This window comes from Streptomyces sp. NBC_01451, from assembly GCF_036227485.1.
Lineage (GTDB): Bacteria > Actinomycetota > Actinomycetes > Streptomycetales > Streptomycetaceae > Streptomyces.
In genome coordinates, this window is sequence record NZ_CP109479.1 from 388620 (window position 1) to 406831 (window position 18212).

Annotated in this window: 16 protein-coding genes; 6 read left to right on the forward strand and 10 right to left on the reverse strand. The window is 70.8% G+C overall.

Going from position 1 to position 18212, the window contains the following annotated elements; all coding sequences use genetic code 11:
• The first annotated feature begins 228 nt into the window (after nt 1-228).
• A complete protein-coding gene (locus OG595_RS01725; RefSeq protein WP_329267031.1) occupies nt 229-600 on the forward strand; it encodes a hypothetical protein in 372 nt (123 codons plus the stop codon).
• A gap of 134 nt (nt 601-734) precedes the next feature.
• On the opposite strand, the gene OG595_RS01730 is transcribed toward OG595_RS01725, so the two are convergent.
• Nucleotides 735-2069 (reverse strand): aminotransferase class I/II-fold pyridoxal phosphate-dependent enzyme, encoded by a 1335-nt coding sequence (locus tag OG595_RS01730; protein WP_329267032.1) that lies wholly within the window; start codon nt 2067-2069, stop codon nt 735-737.
• A 526-nt stretch (nt 2070-2595) separates the two neighbouring features.
• On the opposite strand from OG595_RS01730, the gene OG595_RS01735 reads away from it, so the two are divergent.
• Complete coding sequence (locus tag OG595_RS01735) at nt 2596-3435, forward strand: MHYT domain-containing protein (protein ID WP_329267033.1); 840 nt, start codon at nt 2596-2598, stop codon at nt 3433-3435.
• A 327-nt stretch (nt 3436-3762) separates the two neighbouring features.
• On the opposite strand, the gene OG595_RS01740 is transcribed toward OG595_RS01735, so the two are convergent.
• The 6 genes from OG595_RS01740 to OG595_RS01765 form a co-directional block, all read right to left on the reverse strand.
• Nucleotides 3763-4650 (reverse strand): SMP-30/gluconolactonase/LRE family protein, encoded by an 888-nt coding sequence (locus OG595_RS01740; RefSeq protein ID WP_329267035.1) that lies wholly within the window; start codon nt 4648-4650, stop codon nt 3763-3765.
• 14 nt (nt 4651-4664) lie between these two features.
• Complete coding sequence (locus OG595_RS01745) at nt 4665-5621, reverse strand: sugar kinase (protein ID WP_329282572.1); 957 nt, start codon at nt 5619-5621, stop codon at nt 4665-4667.
• Between the two features lie 5 nt (nt 5622-5626).
• Nucleotides 5627-6247: a bifunctional 4-hydroxy-2-oxoglutarate aldolase/2-dehydro-3-deoxy-phosphogluconate aldolase gene (locus OG595_RS01750; protein WP_329267037.1), complete on the reverse strand. Its 621-nt coding sequence runs from the start codon at nt 6245-6247 to the stop codon at nt 5627-5629.
• A 52-nt stretch (nt 6248-6299) separates the two neighbouring features.
• Nucleotides 6300-7445 (reverse strand): galactonate dehydratase, encoded by a 1146-nt coding sequence (gene dgoD, locus OG595_RS01755; protein WP_329267039.1) that lies wholly within the window; start codon nt 7443-7445, stop codon nt 6300-6302.
• On the reverse strand, nt 7442-8182 hold the full coding sequence (locus OG595_RS01760; protein ID WP_329267040.1) for a FadR/GntR family transcriptional regulator: 741 nt from the start codon (nt 8180-8182) through the stop codon (nt 7442-7444). Before OG595_RS01760 ends, dgoD begins: the two co-directional genes overlap by 4 nt.
• 70 nt (nt 8183-8252) lie before the next feature.
• The gene (locus OG595_RS01765; RefSeq protein ID WP_329267042.1) at nt 8253-8996 is read right to left on the reverse strand and encodes an SDR family NAD(P)-dependent oxidoreductase; all 744 of its coding nucleotides are present in this window, start codon (nt 8994-8996) and stop codon (nt 8253-8255) included.
• A gap of 170 nt (nt 8997-9166) precedes the next feature.
• On the opposite strand from OG595_RS01765, the gene OG595_RS01770 reads away from it, so the two are divergent.
• The 3 genes from OG595_RS01770 (at nt 9167) to OG595_RS01780 (ending at nt 12409) form a co-directional block, all read left to right on the forward strand.
• A complete protein-coding gene (locus OG595_RS01770) occupies nt 9167-10513 on the forward strand; it encodes an ABC transporter substrate-binding protein (protein ID WP_329267043.1) in 1347 nt (448 codons plus the stop codon).
• 64 nt (nt 10514-10577) lie between these two features.
• On the forward strand, nt 10578-11483 hold the full coding sequence (locus tag OG595_RS01775) for a carbohydrate ABC transporter permease (RefSeq protein WP_329267045.1): 906 nt from the start codon (nt 10578-10580) through the stop codon (nt 11481-11483).
• A complete protein-coding gene (locus OG595_RS01780) occupies nt 11480-12409 on the forward strand; it encodes a carbohydrate ABC transporter permease (protein ID WP_329267047.1) in 930 nt (309 codons plus the stop codon). Before OG595_RS01775 ends, OG595_RS01780 begins: the two co-directional genes overlap by 4 nt.
• Before the next feature lie 232 nt (nt 12410-12641).
• Here the strand turns inward: OG595_RS01780 and OG595_RS01785 are convergent, their stop codons facing one another.
• Nucleotides 12642-14672 (reverse strand): glycoside hydrolase family 2 protein, encoded by a 2031-nt coding sequence (locus OG595_RS01785; RefSeq protein ID WP_329267049.1) that lies wholly within the window; start codon nt 14670-14672, stop codon nt 12642-12644.
• Between the two features lie 159 nt (nt 14673-14831).
• On the opposite strand from OG595_RS01785, the gene OG595_RS01790 reads away from it, so the two are divergent.
• On the forward strand, nt 14832-16124 hold the full coding sequence (locus OG595_RS01790) for a cellulase-like family protein (protein WP_329267050.1): 1293 nt from the start codon (nt 14832-14834) through the stop codon (nt 16122-16124).
• A 75-nt stretch (nt 16125-16199) separates the two neighbouring features.
• On the opposite strand, the gene OG595_RS01795 is transcribed toward OG595_RS01790, so the two are convergent.
• On the reverse strand, nt 16200-16445 hold the full coding sequence (locus OG595_RS01795; RefSeq protein ID WP_329267051.1) for a hypothetical protein: 246 nt from the start codon (nt 16443-16445) through the stop codon (nt 16200-16202).
• A 70-nt stretch (nt 16446-16515) separates the two neighbouring features.
• Entirely contained in the window at nt 16516-18156 is a 1641-nt protein-coding gene (gene pgm / locus OG595_RS01800) for a phosphoglucomutase (alpha-D-glucose-1,6-bisphosphate-dependent) (protein ID WP_329267052.1), read from the reverse strand.
• Between the last annotated feature and the right edge of the window lie 56 nt (nt 18157-18212).

Genomic DNA, 18212 nt, shown 5'->3' on the forward strand with positions numbered 1-18212 from the left:
CGGCCCCGACCTCCGCCAAGAGCCTGCCGCACTGTTTCCGGGAGGACCTCACCCTCCTCGCAGCCACCCTGCCGAAGGGCCGATACCCGGAGGTGGCCGCACCTGCCGAGGTTCGCGCCGACCGCCTGCCCGTCCGGCCGACGCGCCGGAGACACACCTCAATGCCCCGCGCCCCCGGGACACCTGTCCCCGCCTCGCGAACAGCCCCGTACAGAGAGGTCGCCCACGATGACCGAGCACGGCCCGAACACCCAGTCCGCCCAGTCCGCCCTGTCCTCGCTACGGGACCGGGCGGCGCAGGGTGTCCCCGGTGCGGTCGAGGAGCTGACCGGACTCGCCGCCGAACTCGGCGACATGAACGAACTGCGCCGTCTCGCGGACGCGGGCCACGCCGACGCGACCGACGAGCTCATCCAACTCGCGTCGGAGCGGGGCGACCTCGCGGAGCTTCGGCGCCTGGCGGACGGGGGCAACGCCACGGCCACCGACCAGCTGATCGAACTCGCCACCGAGCTGGACGACTTGGCCGAGCTGCGGCGCCTGGCCGACCGCGGCAATGTCACCGCGGCCGAGCAGCTCGCGGAACTGACCGCCGAGTGACCTGTACCCGAGCCTGCCGGCAGCGGCCTCGCCCGAGGACGGCACCCCCGCCGGACACCTTGAACAGGCGGGCCGGTACCTCGCACCGGCCCGCCCGGGCAATCGCCCAGCGGCGGGGCAGGAACCCGTAGGCCTCAGCGGTCGGCCTGTCGAGCCTCGCGGATGCACGTGTCGAGGATGTCGACGGCCGTGTCGACGTCGTCGTCGCTGTGGTCCGCCATGGCCTGTAGACGGAAGCGCGCTGCGTCGGAGGCGACCGCGGGCTGCTCGACGAGATGCGCGACGAGCCCGGCCCGGGCGATGAGGCCGGAAGCCGTACGGCCGGTGGGCGTGTCGCCGATGAGGACCGGCACGACCGGGCAGACCACGTCGCCCATGACCTCCAGGCCCCGCGCCGTCAGCCCCGCGCGCAGCCGGGTGGCGACGGCCTCGACCGCCCTCCTCCGCCGGGCGCCCTCCGGCGAGGTCACCACGGACAGGGCGGCCAGGGCCACCGCGGTCTGTACGGGGGTGATGGCGCTGGAGAAGGTCTGCGGGCCGCCGAACATCCGCACGTACTCCCGCGCCGAGGCGGACGGCGTGGCCAGGAAGCCGCCGGTGGTGGCGAACGTCTTCGAGAAGGCGCCGACGACGAAGTCGACCTCTCCGAGGATGCCGTGCACCTCCGGCTGACCGCCGCCGTGTTCGCCCATGGCGCCGAAGTCGTGGGCGACGTCGACCATCAGCTGGGCGCCGTACTCGCGGCAGATGCCGAGGAGTCCGGCCAGGTGCGGGGTGTCGGAGTCCATGGAGAACACGCCCTCGGTGACGACGAGGACGGCGTTGGTGGTGTCGGTCGCACGGATCCCGGCCAGTTGCCGCCGCACGGCGTCGTTGTCGAGGTGCCGGAAGAACCGCACCTTCGCCCCGCCGGCGGCGGCGCCCTGGCGCAGCGAGTCGTGGGACAGACTGTCGAGCAGGACGTGGTCACGGCGGTGCGTCAACGACCGGATGGTGCCGAAGCCGGCCGCCCAGCCGGTCGGGAAGAGCGCCACGTGGTCGGTGCGCAGGGCCTCGCCCAGTCCGGCCTCCAGTGCCTTGCTGATCGGGGTGGCGCCGCCCAGGGCTGGGGAACCCGCGGTGAGCGGGCCGTAGTCGCGCAGGGCCTGGTGCGCGGCGTCGAGGACGGCCGGGTGCGCCGTGAGGGACAGGTAGTCCTGACCGCCGAAGTTGGGGCCACGGGTGACCACTCCGGTGTCGGACACGACGGTGGCCCGGGTGCTCAGGCGGGTGTCGTAGCGGCGGAAGTACGGCCACAGGTCGGCCTGTTGGCGGTCGAGCTGCCAGGCGAGGTAGGCGTCGTTGCGGGTGCCCAGGTCGGGCCCGGACACCGTGCGGAAACGCATGATGTCCTTCTCACGGGCATCGGTCCGCCGGCTCCCGAGCGGCCCGGCCGCAGGGGTTGTGATGCCGGGCACAGTGGTCGTCATGGTCGTCGTCTCCTCGGGACGGGCTGGTGAGCCCGCTGCGTGGGGGTGCGCCCCGATCAGGGGCTGCTACGACGCTACGACCGGAATGCCGGACAACTCCTGGCCGCTGACGGTCCCTTGATCTGCGGGACGCCTTTCCTGACGCCGGTTTGACGCGCCCGGTGGCTCGGTCGCCGCGCCTGCCGGTCGCCGCGCCTGCTTGTTGCCGGGCCGGGCGCGCCGAGGGGAACGACGGTGCCGCAGTGTCGCAGTCTCCCGTGGCTCCGACGGGGCTGCTTTGCGGTGAAGAATGGCGAAGTATCGATTCGGCGAACGATTGTGAGCAATGTGGAGGAGGTGTGCGCTTGATGTGATTGAATCAAGCGGAACTTGGCCAAATGGCTTGATCTGCTTGCCCGGCTGTCCCTGCCCTGCTTCTCCGGCTGGACCGCCGTGCGCCGTGGTCATGTCCGTCCGAGGCCGGGCGGGCGCGTGCGTCACTCCGAGTCGACGGTGCCGCCCGCCCTCGCACGTGAAGGGAACTCGTATGACCGCCACCGTCTCCAACTTTCACTACGGTGCCGTGACCCCGGTGGCCGCCTACCTGATGGCCTGCCTCGGCGCGGCGCTCGGGCTGCGGTGCACGACGCGGTCGCTGCGGCGCCCCCACCGAAGAGCCGGCTGGCTGGCGCTGGGTGCCGTATCGATCGGCTGCGGCATCTGGACCATGCACTTCATCGCCATGATCGGGTTCAGCGTCCAGGGCGCCCTGGTCAGTTACGACCCGACGAAAACACTCCTCAGTCTCGCGGTCGCGATCGCCGTCGTCGCCGTCGGCGTCTTCCTCGTCGGCTACCGGGGCGGTTCACCGGCGAACCTGGGCATGGCGGGCACGATCACCGGTATCGGGGTCGCGGCCATGCACTACCTCGGCATGGCCGCCATCCACACCAACGGCGGCCTCCACTACGACGCGGGAACCGTGGCGCTGTCCGTCGCGATCGCCGTCGCCGCCGCCACCGCGGCTCTGTGGGCGGCCGTCTCCATCCACCGACTCTGGGCGAGCCTCGGAGCGAGCCTGGTCATGGGCGTGGCCGTGACCGGTATGCACTACACGGGCATGGCCGCGGTCTCCGTCCACCTCACCGGCGAGTCCGCCGTCTCCCAGTCGTCCACCAGCCTGATGTCGTTCCTCCTGGCCATGCTCGCCGGCCCGCTCACCGTGCTCCTGATCGCCGGCGCGATCGTCATGTTCGACCCGGACATGATGCTCGGCGACGACGAATGGGACCGGCCGGCGTACACGCCCTACGACTCCGGTGACAGCTTTCCCGTACAGCAGTCCGCGCAGCATCCCGCCCAGCCGCCGCAGCGCTACGGCTCCTGAGGACCGGTCCGGAACGGTCCGCTCCCCCGCAGAGTTGCTCGCCGACATCTCCATCGACTCCACCGTCCTCGCCCGGTCGATGAGCCACATCGCCTTCGCCCACCACGGCCGGCCTCGGCAGTACCGCCCTCATGCTCCTCAGCGCACTTCACCAACGCCCCGGCCAGACCGTCGGCGAGCTCGTCGGCACCTACCCTCCGGCGCCCGGCCGAGCACGGCCTTGCCTGTCGAACCGGCACACCGGTCAACGGGACCGTCACCGTCCCACGGGGAGGCGTCGCCGTGATCCACGAGCCCCGCTGATCCACCTGCCGGTGGTGGCCGGACTCAGTCCCGGGCCCGCCAGGAGCAGGCCGCCGTTCCTCCGACCGGTACGGGAACGCTCAGCACCGCGCCCGAGGCCGCGGTCGGGTTCTTCACCCCGTAGCGGGCCGTGGTGACGAAGAGGCGGTTGCCGCCGGGAGGCAGGCACACCGATGTGGGGTGCGGGGCGGGCACGGTCAGGGTGTGGAGCAGGTGGCCGTCGGGGTGGTAGCGGCGGACGGTGCCGGCACCCCACATCGCGACCCACAGGCAGCCCTCCTCGTCGACGGTCATCCCGTCGGGGCTGCCTTCGCCGTCGCGCAGCCGGGCGAAGGTCTCCGGACTGCCGGAGAGGTCGCCCGAGACGGGGTCGACCCGGCAGCGCAGGATGGTGCCGACCGCCGTGTCGGCGAGGTACAGGGTCGTGCCGTCGGCGGTGAACGCCGGGCCGTTGGCGATGGTCAGGCCGTCGAGGACGCGTACGACCGTGCCGTCGGGGTCCGTCCGGTAGAGCGAGCCCGCGCCGGGGGTGCCGTCGTACGCCATGCTGCCGGCCCAGAAGCGGCCCGCGGGGTCCGCGACACCGTCGTTCATACGGCTGGGAACAGGGGTGCGGTCCTCGGGGCGGTCCAGCCATTGCAGTGCGCCGTCGGCGGCGAGCAGCGCGATGCCGGTGCCCGCCGCGGCGATCCACGCCCCGGGCCGGTCCCCCACCGGCGCGACGGCACCCAACGGCACGTCCAGCCGGGCCAGTCGGCGCGGGGCCGCCGACTCGGTGCCGTCGCGGAGTTCGAAGAGGCCGCCGCCGAGTAGGTCGACGTACACATACCGGCCGTCGACCCAGCGCCCGCCCTCGGCGAGTTCGTACCCGCCGTCCACAAGAACCGCGGCCGATGCTGCCTTTGCTGTCATGTTCGGTCTCCTGGTCAGCGGATGGTCGTGCCGTCGGGCTCGTCGAACAGGCCGAGTTCGTCCCGCGTCGGCAGGCCCTCCCAGTCACCCCGGGTGGCGACGGCGAAGGCCGCGGTGGTGACCGCCCGGTGCAGCCGGGCGGGGATGTCCGCGCCGTCCAGGAGGCCGGAGAGGTATCCGGCCACGAAGGCGTCGCCCGCGCCGACCAGGTCGACGGCGTCGACCTCTCGCGCGGCACGGTCGGTTGCGCCGTCGGCGGTGAAGACCGTCGCGCCGCGGGCGCCCCGCTTGACGACCACCTCGGTGACGCCCGCCGCCAGCACGCCGCGCACGGCCTCGGACTCGCCCGCACCGGGCACTTCCCGCACCAGCGGCAACTCGTCCTCGGAGGCGATGAGAAGGTCCGTATGGTCCAGGATCGGTCGCAGCGCGCTGCGGGCACGCTCGGACGTCCACAGCCGGGAGCGGTAGTTGACGTCGAGGCATACGGTGACACCGCTCTCGCGGGCGGCCCTGGCTGCGGCCAGGACCGCCTCGGCCGCCGAGGGACCGAGCGCCGGCGTGATGCCGGTCAGATGCAGAACGCGGGACCCGGGGACCAGCGCGAGCAGTACGTCGTCCGGTGCGACGGCCGAACCGGCAGAACCCGCCCGGTAGTAACTGACTCGGGTCAGCGTTCCCAGACGAGGTTCGGTCAGCAGCAGTCCGGTGGGCCGGCCGGTGTCGTCGGTGACCGCGTGGTCGGTGTCGACACCCTCGGCCCGCAGCGTGCGCAGGACCAGCGCGCCGAGTTCGTCCGCACCGACGCGGCCGGCCCAGCGCACCCGGTGGCCGAGCCGGGCGAGGCCGATCGCGACATTCGACTCGGCTCCGGCGACGGACAGGCCGAGGCTGCCGCCGAGCCGCAGCGCCCCGTGGGCCCGGAGCGCCGCCATGGTCTCGCCGAAGGTCACGACCTCGGGTGGAGCCATGGTCGTCACGGCGTCCCACCTGTCGCCACCTTGCGGAACTCGGCCGCGCGGGAACGGAGTCGGTCCAGGTCGCCGCCGTCGGCCGCGTCGCCGACGAGGGGTGAGCCGACGCCGACTGCCAGGGCGCCCCGGTCGAGGTAGTCGCGGGCGGCCTGTGCGTCCACTCCGCCGACGGGCACGAAGGACACCTCGGGGAAGGGATCGCGCAGGGCCTTCAGATATCCCGGGCCGCCGAAGGAGGCGGGGAAGAGTTTGATCGCGGCGGCGCCGCGCGCGAGGGCGGCCTCGATCTCGGTCGGTGTCAGGGCGCCCATCAGCACGGGGACGCCGTACGCCTCCAGGCCGTCGACCAGTGCCGGGGTGACGAGGTACGACGCGCCGGCGTCGACCGCGCGGGCGGCGTCCTCGGCCGAGCGCACGGTGCCTGCGCCGAGGAGTGCGCCGGGGCCGAGTCCGGCGCGCGCCTGCCGGATCACGGTCAGGGCGTCGGTGGTGGTCAGCGAGACCTCGACGGCCGCGATGCCCTCCTCGGCGAGGGTGCGTACGGTGCTCAGGGCCGCGGCGGGATCCTTGCCTCGGACGATCGCCAGCAGGCGGTGGGTTCGGAGCGATTCCACCAGGTTCATGGGAGCGGGCTCTCCTTGCGCGCGGGGTGCGGGGAACGGGGCCTGGTGGTGGTCACCACTCGGTGAACGCCCCGTCGGGGCCACGCCATACGGGGTTGCGCCACCGGTGTCCGGTCTCGGCGGCGTGGCGTACCGCCTTCTCGTCGATCTCGACGCCGAGACCTGGGCGGGTGGTCGCGACCGCGTAGCCGTCCTGGAACCGGAAGGGTTCGGGGTCCATCACGTACTCCAGCAGGTCGGAACCCTGGTTGTAGTGGATGCCCATGCTCTGTTCCTGGATGAGGAAGTTCGGTACGGAGAAGGCGATCTGGAGGCTCGCCGCCAGGGCGATCGGGCCGAGCGGGCAGTGCGGGGCCATGACGACGTCGTACATCTCGGCCAGGGCCGCGATGCGGCGGACCTCGGAGATGCCGCCGGCGTGCGACAGGTCGGGCTGGGCGACGGCGATGCCGCTGGCCAGTACGTCGCGGAAGTCCCAGCGGGAGTAGAGACGTTCGCCGGTGGCGAGCGGAATGCTCGTGGACTCCACCAGGCCGCGCAGGTTGCCGGAGTGTTCCGGCGCGACGGGCTCCTCGACGAACAGCGGGTGCAGCGGCTCCAGTTGGGGAAGCAGACGGCGCGCCATGGCGGTGGAGGCACGGCCGTGGAAGTCGACGGCGATGTCCCGCTCGTCGCCCAGCACCTCACGGACGGCAGCGACGCGCGCGACGACCTCGGCGGTGCGCGCCGGGGTGTCGATGGCGGCGAGTTCGGCGGAGCCGTTCATCTTGACGGCGGTGAAGCCCGCCTTCATCTGTTCCTCGGCCAGCTCCGCGACGTCGCCGGGGCGGTCCCCGCCGATCCAGGCGTACATACGGACGCGGTCGCGGACCGGGCCGCCGAGGAGGCGGTGCACCGGGACGCCGTAGGTCTTGCCGGCGATGTCCCACAGGGCCTGGTCGATGCCGGCGACGGCGCTGGAGAGGATGGGGCCGCCCCGGTAGAAGCCGCCCTTGGTGAGTACCTGCCAGTGGTCCTCGATGCACAGCGGGTCGCGGCCGACGAGATGGTCGGCCAGTTCGTGGACCGCGGCGCGTACGGTCTCGGCGCGGCCCTCGATGACGGGCTCGCCCCAGCCGGTGACGCCCTCGTCGGTGGCGACACGCAGGAACAGCCAGCGCGGAGCCACCAGGAACGTCTCAAGTCCGGTTATCTTCAAGGAACTTCCTTCGGAAGCGTGTCGGTCGCGACGTCCTGGTCGGTCCGCGCCCTTACGGCCGCCAGATCGTCGGTGGCCTGTGCCAGGAGGGACTCGACGGCCGCCACGGCCGCGTCCGGATCGCCCGCTTCGACAGCGTCGACCAGTTCCTGGTGCACGGGGATGGAGTCGGAGAAGTGCTGGGCGCCGTGCACGATCCGGTCGCGCACACGCAGGCCGGCTTCGATGACGACCTCCATCCGGCTGAGCAGTTCGTTGTGGGCGGCGTCCAGGAGGGCACGGTGGAAGGCGAGGTCCGCCTCGACCATCGCCGCCGCGTCCGTGCCCGCCGCGGCCATCGCGTCCAGTGCCCGCCGCATCGCGTCCAGGTCGGCCGGGGTACGGCGGAGCGCCGCGAGCCGGGCGCCGGCGGGCTCGACGATCGCGCGGACCTCGGCGAGGTCCTCCAGGAAGCCGTCGGTCGGAGCGCTGCTGCCCTGCCAGCGCAGCAGGTCGCTGTCGAGCAGGTTCCAGTCGGCGCGGGGCCGGATGGTCGTACCGCGTTTCTGCCGTGACTCCAGCAGGCCCTTGGAGGCGAGTACGCGCATCGCCTCGCGGACCACGGTCTTGCTGACGCCCAGCTCTGTCTCGAAGTTGACCGGGTCCACCACGGAGCCCGGAGGGTAGTCGCCGCGGATGATGCGTCGGCCCAGCTCCTCAACCGCCTGGCCGTGCAGCCCCCTACCGGGATGGATCACCGTGTTCTCCGTTTCCGTCTCGGTCCCGCGCGCTCAGGCCGCACACGCCCCACCGCAGGGTGCGCGCCGCTCACGAGGACTCCTTCATGACGCTCCATCCTCCATCAACCACCAGGCTGGCTCCGGTCACGTAGGAGGCATCCGCCGACGCCAGGAAGGCGACGGCGGCTGCGACCTCCTCCGGCTGCCCGAAACGCCTCGCCGCCGTGGCGGCCACACTGCGCGCCCGGTCGGCCTCCGGGATGCCGTCCCAGGCCGCGGTGAGGATGGGGCCGGGCAGGACGGTGTTCACCCGGATGTCCGGACCGTACTCGACGGCCAGCTGCCGTCCCAGTGAGCACAGCGCGCCCTTCGCGGCGGCGTAGGCGGCGTGGTTCGGCAGCCCGATGACCGCGTGCACCGAGGAGGTGAGCACGACGGAGCCCCGGGCTTCGCGCAGCATGGCCGCGAAGGTCTTCATCGCCCGCCAGGCGGGCTTGAGCAGTACGGCCATCTGACCGTCCCACTCGGCCTCGCTCAGTTCGTGGGCGGGCTTGTCGACCTGGGCGAAGGCGTTGCTGTGCAGGACGTCCAGCCGTCCGTGGTGCTGCTCGACGTGGCGGGCCAGGTGCTCCCAGTCGGCGGCGGAGGTGACGTCGCAGCGTACGTACTCCGCGCGGCCTCCCTGGCCGGTGATGGCTGCCGCGACCTCCTTGCCCGCGGTGTCGTCCACGTCCGTGACCACAACCAGGGCTCCCTCGGCCGCGAGTCGGTGGGCCGTGGCCGCGCCGATCCCGTGCGCGGCGCCGGTGATCACCGCCACGCGCCCGCTCATCCTGCGGCATTCCGTCATCGCGTGTGTCTCCCCTCGTGGCTGTCTACGCACCCACCATAGCTGTTTCAATTAATTATGAATATATCTTGACGGGGTGGCGGCGCCGATCCAAGACTGACCGGCATGCACCAGGCGCCTCCCGTACGAAGCCAGGAAAGGGACCTCCTCCCATGAGCCGCACCACACGCCTCCGCAGAAGCCGGGGCACACTCGCAGTCACCCTTGCCACCGCCTCCCTGCTGATCTCCGCCTGCGGGGGTTCGACGGGTTCGAAGGACCCCGCGGTCCAGGCACCTGTCAAGCCCGGCCAGAAGGTCGACCTGCGCTTCTGGTCGTGGGTTCCGGGTGTCGACAAGGCGGTCGACAAGTGGAACGCCACCCACCCGGACATCCAGGTCAAACTGGAGAAGATCCCGGCGGGCAGCAGCGGCGGCTACGCCAAGATGCGCGCCGCGCTCAAGAGCGGCAACGCCCCCGACCTGGCACAGGTGGAGTACCAGGAGATCCCCTCGTTCCTGCTGGAGAACGGCCTGGTGAACCTGTCCCGGTACGGCGCGGACAAGGACCGGTCGAAGTTCGTGGACTGGCAGTGGCAGCAGGGAGTCTTCGACAAGTCTGTCTACGCGATCCCCCAGGCGTCCGGTCCGATGGGCCTGTTCTACCGCTCCGACCTGTTCAAGAAGTGGGGAATCGAGCCGCCCGCCACCTGGGACGAGTTCGCCCAGGCCGCGCAGAAGATCCACGACGCCGACCCGAAGGCCTACATCAGCACCTTTCCCGCCGGCAACTCCGCCTGGTTCACCGCGCTCGCCTGGCAGGCCGGCGCCAAGTGGTTCGGCGTGAACGGCGACACCTGGTCGGTGAACATCGACTCCCCGCAGACACTCAAGGTCGCCGCCTTCTGGGACGACCTGCGCAGCAAGAAAGTGATCAAGACCGAACCCGACTTCGCCAACGGCTGGTACAAGGACCTGCAGACCGGTGGCATCACCTCGTGGGTCAGTGCCCAGTGGGGCGACGCCATCATCAGCGGAAACGCTCCACAGACCACCGGCAAATGGGCGGTCGCACCCATGCCACAGTGGACAAAGGGCTCGAACGTGTCCGCGAACTGGGGAGGATCCTCCACAGCTGTCCTCAAGGGCGCGGGGCACATCCCCGAGGCCCTGAAGTTCGCCGAATGGCTCAACACCGACCCCGCGAGCGTCGACCTGCTGCTCCAGGGCGGTTACGGCTGGCCCGCGGCGGCCGACGGGTACAAGGGCTCCTCACTGGACAAGCCGTCACCGTTCTTCGGAGGCCAGAAGTACAACGAGGTCTTCGCCCAGGCGGACAAGAGCATCGACACCTCGTGGAAGTGGATACCGACGATCGACGCCACCTACCAGCACCTCAACGACGGCTTCCAGGCCGCCCTGGCCGGCAAGGGCACATTCATCTCCGCGGTCCAGCAGGCGCAGAAGCAGACCGTCGAGGACCTGAAGAGGAAGGGCCTGAAGGTCTCCACCGGCAAGTGACCACCTCCGGAGGGCGCGACACGGCCGCCGCCGTTCTCCCCTCCGGACTCCAGAAAGAGCCCTCATGGCTACCCGCGCACCCCGCCGCCGCAGAAACCTGGCGCCCTTCGCCTTCGTCGCGCCGTTCCTCCTGCTGTTCCTCCTGGCCTTCGCCCTCCCCATCGGCTACGCCGTGTACCAGAGCGTCATGGACGTCGAGTACACCGGAGCCCTGGGACTCGGCGGCAGCCATACCGTCTTCGTAGCGCTGCGCAACTACTCCGACGCGTTGTCCGATCACGCCTTTCTGCGCAGCGTCGGTCGCGTACTGCTGTTCGCGGCCGTCCAGGTGCCCGTGATGGTCGCGCTGTCCGCCGGGCTCGCACTGCTGCTGGACAGCGCCTCGGCCAGAGGCGTGCGGTTCTTCCGCGCCGCCTTCTTCCTGCCCTACGGCGTTCCCGGCGTCATCGCGTCGATCCTGTGGGGATTCCTGTACGTACCGGGAGTCAGCCCCCTCGTGGACGGCATGCGCCACCTGGGCGTGTCGGTCGACCTGCTCGGCGGAGACACGGTTCTGTGGTCCATCGCGAACATCGTCACCTGGGAGTTCGCCGGCTACAACATCCTGGTTCTCGTCGCCCAGTTGCGTACCGTCCCCGCGGAACTGTACGAGGCCGCCCGCATCGACGGCGCCAGTGCGTGGGCGACGGTCCGGTACGTCAAACTGCCGCTGCTGCGCCCGGCGCTGATCCTCACCACGGTCTTCACCATCATCGGCACGCTGCAACTGTTCGCGGAACCGCTGGTGCTCAAGCCCGTCTCGTCGAGCATCGACAGCGCCTACACACCCAACCTCAGCGCCTACAACGAGGCGTTCACCAACGACAACTACCACCTCGCCGCCGCCGAGGCAGTGCTGCTCGCGCTCACCGCGTTCGTGCTCTCCTTCGGTTTTCTGCGGCTGATCAACAAGAGAGGTGGGGACGCGTGAGTCTCCAGACACCGGCCCGCACCGTCCCGACAGGGGGCGGGACGCCGGCCTCGGACGACGGCACGACGCCGCGCGGCGGCATCACCGGGGTCACCACGCGCAGCCGCATCCTGGTCACCGGCCTGCTCGTGGCAGCCGCCGGGTACTTCCTGCTCCCGGTGTACTGGCTGGCCGTGGCGTCCACCAAGTCCACCGGCGACCTGTTCGGCAGCTTCGGGTTGTGGTTCTCCCATCCCCAGTTCCTGAGCAATCTGCACGAGGTGGTCACCTACGACGACGCGATCTACCTGCGCTGGGCCGCCAACAGCCTGCTGTACGCGGGCGTCGGCGCAGCTGTGGCGACGCTTCTGGCCGCGATGTCCGGCTACGCGCTGGCCAAGTTCTCCTTCACCGGCCGCGACACGATCTTCAACATCGTGCTGGGTGGCGTTCTGATCCCCGCCACGGCGCTGGCGCTGCCCATGTACCTGCTGTTCAGCAAGGCAGGCCTGGCCAACACCTACTGGGCCGTACTACTGCCGAGCTTCGTCAGTCCCTTCGGCGTGTACCTCTGCCGGATCTACGCCGCTGCATCCATACCGGACGAACTGCTGGAGGCAGCGCGCATCGACGGCGCGGGAGAGGTCCGCATCTTCACGGTCGTCGCTCTGCGCATCATGACCCCCGCCCTGGTGACGATCTTCCTGTTCCAGTTCGTCGGCATCTGGAACAACTACTTCCTGCCGCTGGTCATGCTCTCCGACTCCAAGCTGTACCCCATCACCCTCGGCCTGACGTCGTGGCAGTCCTTCGCCGACCGCCAACCGCAGCTCTATCAGCTGACCGTCGGCGGTGCCTTCGTCTCCGTAGTCCCGCTGATGATCGCCATGGTCGCCCTGCAGCGCTTCTGGCGCAGCGGTCTGACCGAGGGCAGCGTGAAGGGCTGACGTCGCCGGACCGGACCGGACCGGACGGCCGTGCCCGTCGCGGCGGACGGAGTCGCCGTCCCGCTCCGGGCTTGAGCCGATGTGGGGAAGGCGACGAACCCCTCAGACCACGGGCCCGACCGCCACCTGCCGGGCCGTACTGATCATCCGGTCGGCGGCACGTTGCTCTCGGTCCGCTCGACGGCTGAGGGGGGAGGGGCGGTCCGCCCCTCCCCCCTCAGCCGCTCGACGCTCAACGACCGCCCGGTATCGCCGCCTTCCGGAAGACGTCGTAGACCAGCTTGGGCCGCTCCTCCGCGAACGTCAGCAGGCCCATAACGGAGATCCCGTTGTAGTCCTGGTTGTAGCCGGCCCGCTCCTTGTAGTCCTTGAGCACCCAGTAGGTGAACCCGGCGACGAACGCGCCGCGCGCGGTCACTTGTGCCCAGTGCGCGCTGAAGCTCGCCGCCTGCCACTCCTCCGCACCCTGCGTGGTGTCGGGGCCGCGGGTGCCTGCCACGGCCCAGGTGCCGTTCTCGGTGATCAGGATGGGCTTGTCGGGGTACTTCGCGTGGACCGCGTCGAGCGTGGGGCCGAGGTCGGAGTCCTTGCCGTAGAAGTAGCCGAAGTACTCGTTGAACCCGATCACGTCGGCGAGGTCGAAGGCGGGGTCGTTGCTGGTGTTGGAGGCCCAGGTCACGGGGCGGGAAGTGAGGTCGACCGTCTTCACGGCCGCCTTGAGGTCGGCGAGCCAGGCCCGGTAGACGGGCGCGCCGGCGGCGTCGATCTCCGACTCGTTCTGGAGTCCCCAGAGGATCACCGAGGGGTGGTTGTGCTGGTTCCACGCCATGGTCAGGGCCAAGGCGCGGGCGAGGCCGTAGCGCTCGGTCTGCAGCTTCTCCTGGGCGGTGTTGAGCCACATGGTGTCGATGTCGTCCATCACCAGCACACCGTGTTCGTCCGCCCAGTCGTAGACGTAGGGGTGGCGGTTGTAGACGCAGTTGCGGATGAAGTTGGCGCCCACTGCCGTGATGTGGCCCAGTTCGCGGTCGTACTCGGCGGGCGTCATCGCCCTGCCGTGCGCGGCCGTCTCCTCGTGCCAGTTGAGCCCCTTGAGGAACAGGGGCGTGCCGTTCATCCTCAACTGCGCCTTGCCAACGGTCAGTTCACGCATGCCGTAGATGGTGGACAGCGTGTCGACCCGCGGGCCGGAGTGCCTCCCGGCGGTCAGGGTGGCGCGGGCGGTGAGCATGTGGGGCGAAGTCGGGCTCCATCGCGGGGCACCGGGTACGCGGAGCACGACCCGTACGACGCCCACCGACCGGGCCGCGATCCGGGCCGCGACCACAGCGGGCCGGCCGCCGCTTTCCCGGCCGGGATCGAGTGTGAGCCGGCCGTCGAAGTCGGAGGTCCCGTGGTTCTCGACGACCGCGTGCACTTCAAGGCGCCCATCGGCGGCGGACACGAGCAGTTTGGCGAGGGTGACCTGCGGGACCGCCTCGATCCAGGCCGAGCGGGTCAGTCCCGCGTAGGGCCAGTAGTCAACGGGCTTGTACGGGAGTTCGTGGTCGTCGGAGACCGGTTGAGGGGCCGCGGCCGTGTAGTCGGTGTAGCTCGCCCGGCGGAAGACCCGCACGGCGATCGTCTGGCGCGTACCGGGCTTCAGCGCCCCCGCGACCGGCAGCGCGAAGGGCGAGTTGGCTCCTTCGTGCTTGCCGAGGTGCGTGCCGTCGATCCAGACCTCGGCGCTGTATCCGGCGGCCAGGAAGGCGATGCGCACGTGCCGCGCACGCCAGGACGCCGGTATGTCGACGGTGGTGCGGTACCAGGCGTAGCCGTCGTTGAATGCCGTGCCCTCGCCGAAGGGGGAGCCCTCCGAGCCGAATCCGGGCGTGTCCAGCAGGTCCCAGGCCGCCGGAACATCTATGCGGCCCCACCCCCTGTCGTCGTGACGCGGGGACTGCCAGCCCTCGCCGAGCCCCTGACCGGCCGGATCGAAGCGGAAGCGCCACCGCTTGTCCAGGGACAGGTAGTCGCGCGTGGGCTCATGGGTGCGCCAGCCGTCGAAGGCCGGGAGCACCGTGCCGTACTGGAAGACGACGTTGGTGCCGCCGACGTCCCGCACATGGGTGCCGGAGGGCTCGGTGGCCGGGTGGGTGTCGAGCACCGCGCCGTTCGCGTCGGCCGCTCGCGCCGTCTCCGGCCAGGCCGGAAGGGCGACGAAGGCGGCGGCTCCGAGCGCCGTGACGACGGTGCGCCGGGAGGGATGGATGGATTCGGTCATGACGGGCGGCTCCTTGAGGCACTTACGTGTTCGTCCGCCCCACAGCCTGGACAAGTCGGCCACCCTCGTCAAGGATTATTCATAAATAATGAATTGAGTTAGCGTGGTGCCGTCGAGCCGCCGACGGCACCTCTCCGAACACGAACGACGGGTGACCCCATGACCACCGCATCGCAGCAAGCCACCGCTCCCGAGACATCCGGCCGACTGGCCATCACCCTGTGGGACTTCAGCTGGTACACCCAGGCCGGACCCGGTGAGCCCTTCGCCGACCTCGACCGCGCCTTCGCCGAGACGGTGGACCGGGGCTTCAACACAGTGCGGATCTGCGCCATGCCCTTCCTGCTGTTCTCCGGACGCGTCCCTGCCCCCGAATCCCTCCAGGTCCGGGGCCTGGGCAAGCAGTTCGGGCAGCGCACCCGCTGGTACGACGTGCGCGGCGGCTACGCGCTGGACGGCCGCCGGCGCCTCGCCGAGCTGTTCGAGGCAGCCGCCCGCCATGGCTGCAAGGTGATCGTCTCGTCGTGGGAGTACCAGCAGTCCCCCAGCTTCGCCGACACCGACGCCTGGCACCGCGCCCTGGCCGCGGTCCCCGGCCCGGACCGCGCCGAGGCGGTGGCCGAAGCCCTCGCCGACCTGCTGGACTTCCTCACCGAGCGCGGACTGGTCGACCAGGTCGCCTACGTAGAAGTGCACAACGAGGTCGACAACTGCGACCTGGTACCGGCCGACGGCACCCCCGGCCACTACGCCCGGCTGCGCGGTCCCCTCGAACGCGCCGTGAAACTGCTGCAGGCCCGCCACCCCGCCGTCCCCGTCACCTACTCACTGGGCGAGCCCTGGCCCGACGAACTCGACGACCTGCCCGAGCAGGCCCAGATCGCCCACTTCCACTTCTACGTCTACGGCGTCCTCGGCGCCCTCTACGAGGCGGTGGGACTCGGCCACGGCACCGAGGCGGCGCCCGAGACCGCCTCCTGGCCGACCCCCGAACTGGCCGCCATGCTGCTTCCCGACGCGCCCGACTTCGCCGACTACCAGCCGGACGAACCCTGGCGCCTGGCCGCCACGGGCATCCCGCGCGAACTGTTCTACGCGCACGACTGGGTGGACCCCGGTCGCTGGGACCTGTGGCTTTACGAGAACTATCCGACGCACCGGCAGGCCATGCGGGACACGCTGGCCGGGTGGGTCGACTCCGTCGCCGACTTCGCCCGCCACCGCGGCATCCCCGCCGTCCTCGGCGAAGGCGTCGTGGGCTACACCCCGCGCCTGACACGCTTCGAGGAGGACGCCGTCGGCAAGGACATCGCCGAGTTCGTCGTAGACCGCTGCCTCGCGGCCGGCTTCCACGGCGTCGTCCTGACCTCCAACGCCGCTCCGCACCACCCCACGTGGCACACCGACCAGGACTGGATGCGCCGGGTCAACTCCCGTATCACCGCGGGCTGAACGGGACTCGAAGGCGCCCCGCAGTCCCTCCTCGCGTCGCGGCGGCGCCGACCCGCACGTCATCACGTCGGCCGGTCAGCCGAGTCCGTCGGCTCCCACGGTCACGGCGGACTCGTCCAGCACGGCGTCGGAAAGGGGCTGCGGGCTCCCGTCGAGGCCGAGACCCGGGGTGGCCTCCTCGTACCAGGACTCCCTGACGACGCTGCCACGGAAGCCGCGGCGACGGTCGTCGTGGACGTTCCAGCGGTACGTCACGGGCTGTTTGCGGTTCGGTCCGAGACGGGACACCGGCCAGGCCAGGCCCGGCTGCCGCTCGTGCACGCGCCTGTCAGTGCGCCGCCGCCGATCGCGACTCAGGTGGTGATCGGCGGCGTGGCCCCGTCTCGTCCCGTCAGGTGCCCAGTGCCGCGAGTACCACGGACTTGGCCTCCTCCTGGATCCGGTGCAGGTGGTCCGGGCCGAGGAAGGACTCCGCGTAGATCTTGTAGACGTCCTCGGTGCCCGAAGGCCGGGCCGCGAACCAGGCGTTGGCGGTGGCGACCTTGATCCCGCCGAGGGCGGCGCCGTTGCCGGGGGCCTCGGTGAGCACCTTGGTGACCGGCTCGCCGGCGAGGGTGTCGGCGGTGACCTGGCTCGGGGACAGCTTGGCGAGCAGTGCCTTCTCCTCGCGGGAGGCCGGGGCGTCGACGCGCGCGTAGGCGGGGGCACCGAAGCGGTCGGTGAGCTGCGCGTAGTGCTGCGACGGGGTGCTGCCCGTCACTGCCGTGATCTCGGAGGCGAGCAGGGCCAGGACGATGCCGTCCTTGTCGGTGGTCCACACCGAGCCGTCGCGGCGCAGGAAGGACGCGCCCGCCGACTCCTCGCCGCCGAAGCCGAGCGTTCCGTCGGACAGCCCGTCCACGAACCACTTGAATCCGACGGGGACTTCGACCAGTTGCCGGCCGACGTCCGCCGCGACCCGGTCGATCATGCTGGACGACACCAGCGTCTTGCCGATCCCGGCGTCGGCGGGCCACTGCTCCCGGTGCGAGAACAGGTACGAGATCGCCACGGCCAGATAGTGGTTCGGGTTCATCAGGCCGCCGTCCGGCGTGACGATGCCGTGCCGGTCGGCGTCGGCGTCGTTGCCGGTGGCGATGTCGAACCGGTCGCGCTGCTCGATGAGTGAGGCCATGGCGTACGGCGAGGAGCAGTCCATGCGGATCTTGCCGTCCCAGTCCAGCGTCATGAAGCGCCAGGTGGGGTCGGCGAGCGGGTTGACCACCGTCAGGTCGAGCCGGTGCTGTTCGGCGATACGGCCCCAGTAGGCGACCGAGGCCCCGCCCAGCGGATCGGCGCCGATGCGCACACCGGCGGACCGGATCGCCTCCAGGTCCAGCACGTTCGGCAGGTCGGCGACATAGGCGCCGAGGAAATCGTGGCGGCCCGTGCCGGGCGCGGCCAGGGCGCGCGCGTAGGGAATGCGTCGTACGTCCTTCAGGCCGCCGGTGATGATCTCGTTGGCGCGGTCCTGGATCCAGGAGGTCGCGTCGGAGCCGGCGGGGCCGCCGTTCGGCGGGTTGTACTTGAAACCGCCGTCGGCGGGCGGGTTGTGCGACGGGGTCACCACCACGCCGTCCGCGAGGCCGGAGCTGCGGCTGCGGTTGTGGGTGAGGATGGCGTGCGAGACGGCCGGGGTGGGCGTGTAGCCGTCGGTCTGGTCGATGAGCACGGTCACGTCGTTGGCGGCGAACACCTCCAGTGCCGTGATCCGCGCGGGCTCGGACAGGGCGTGGGTGTCGGCGCCCAGGAAGAGGGGGCCGTCGGTGCCCTGCGCGGCGCGGTACTCGCAGATGGCCTGGCTGGTGGCCGCGATGTGGTCCTCGTTGAACGCCGTCGCGAGGGACGAGCCGCGGTGTCCCGAGGTGCCGAAGGCCACCCGCTGCCCGGGCTCGGCCGGGTCGGGATGCAGCGCGTAGTACGCCGTGACCAGGCGGGCCACATCGATGAGGTCCTGGGGTTCGGCGACCTGTCCCGCTCGCGCGTCCTGCATTTCCCGCTCCTCCGCAAGGGTCGACCGTTGAGTACGTGCCCCATTCTCCCCCGTCC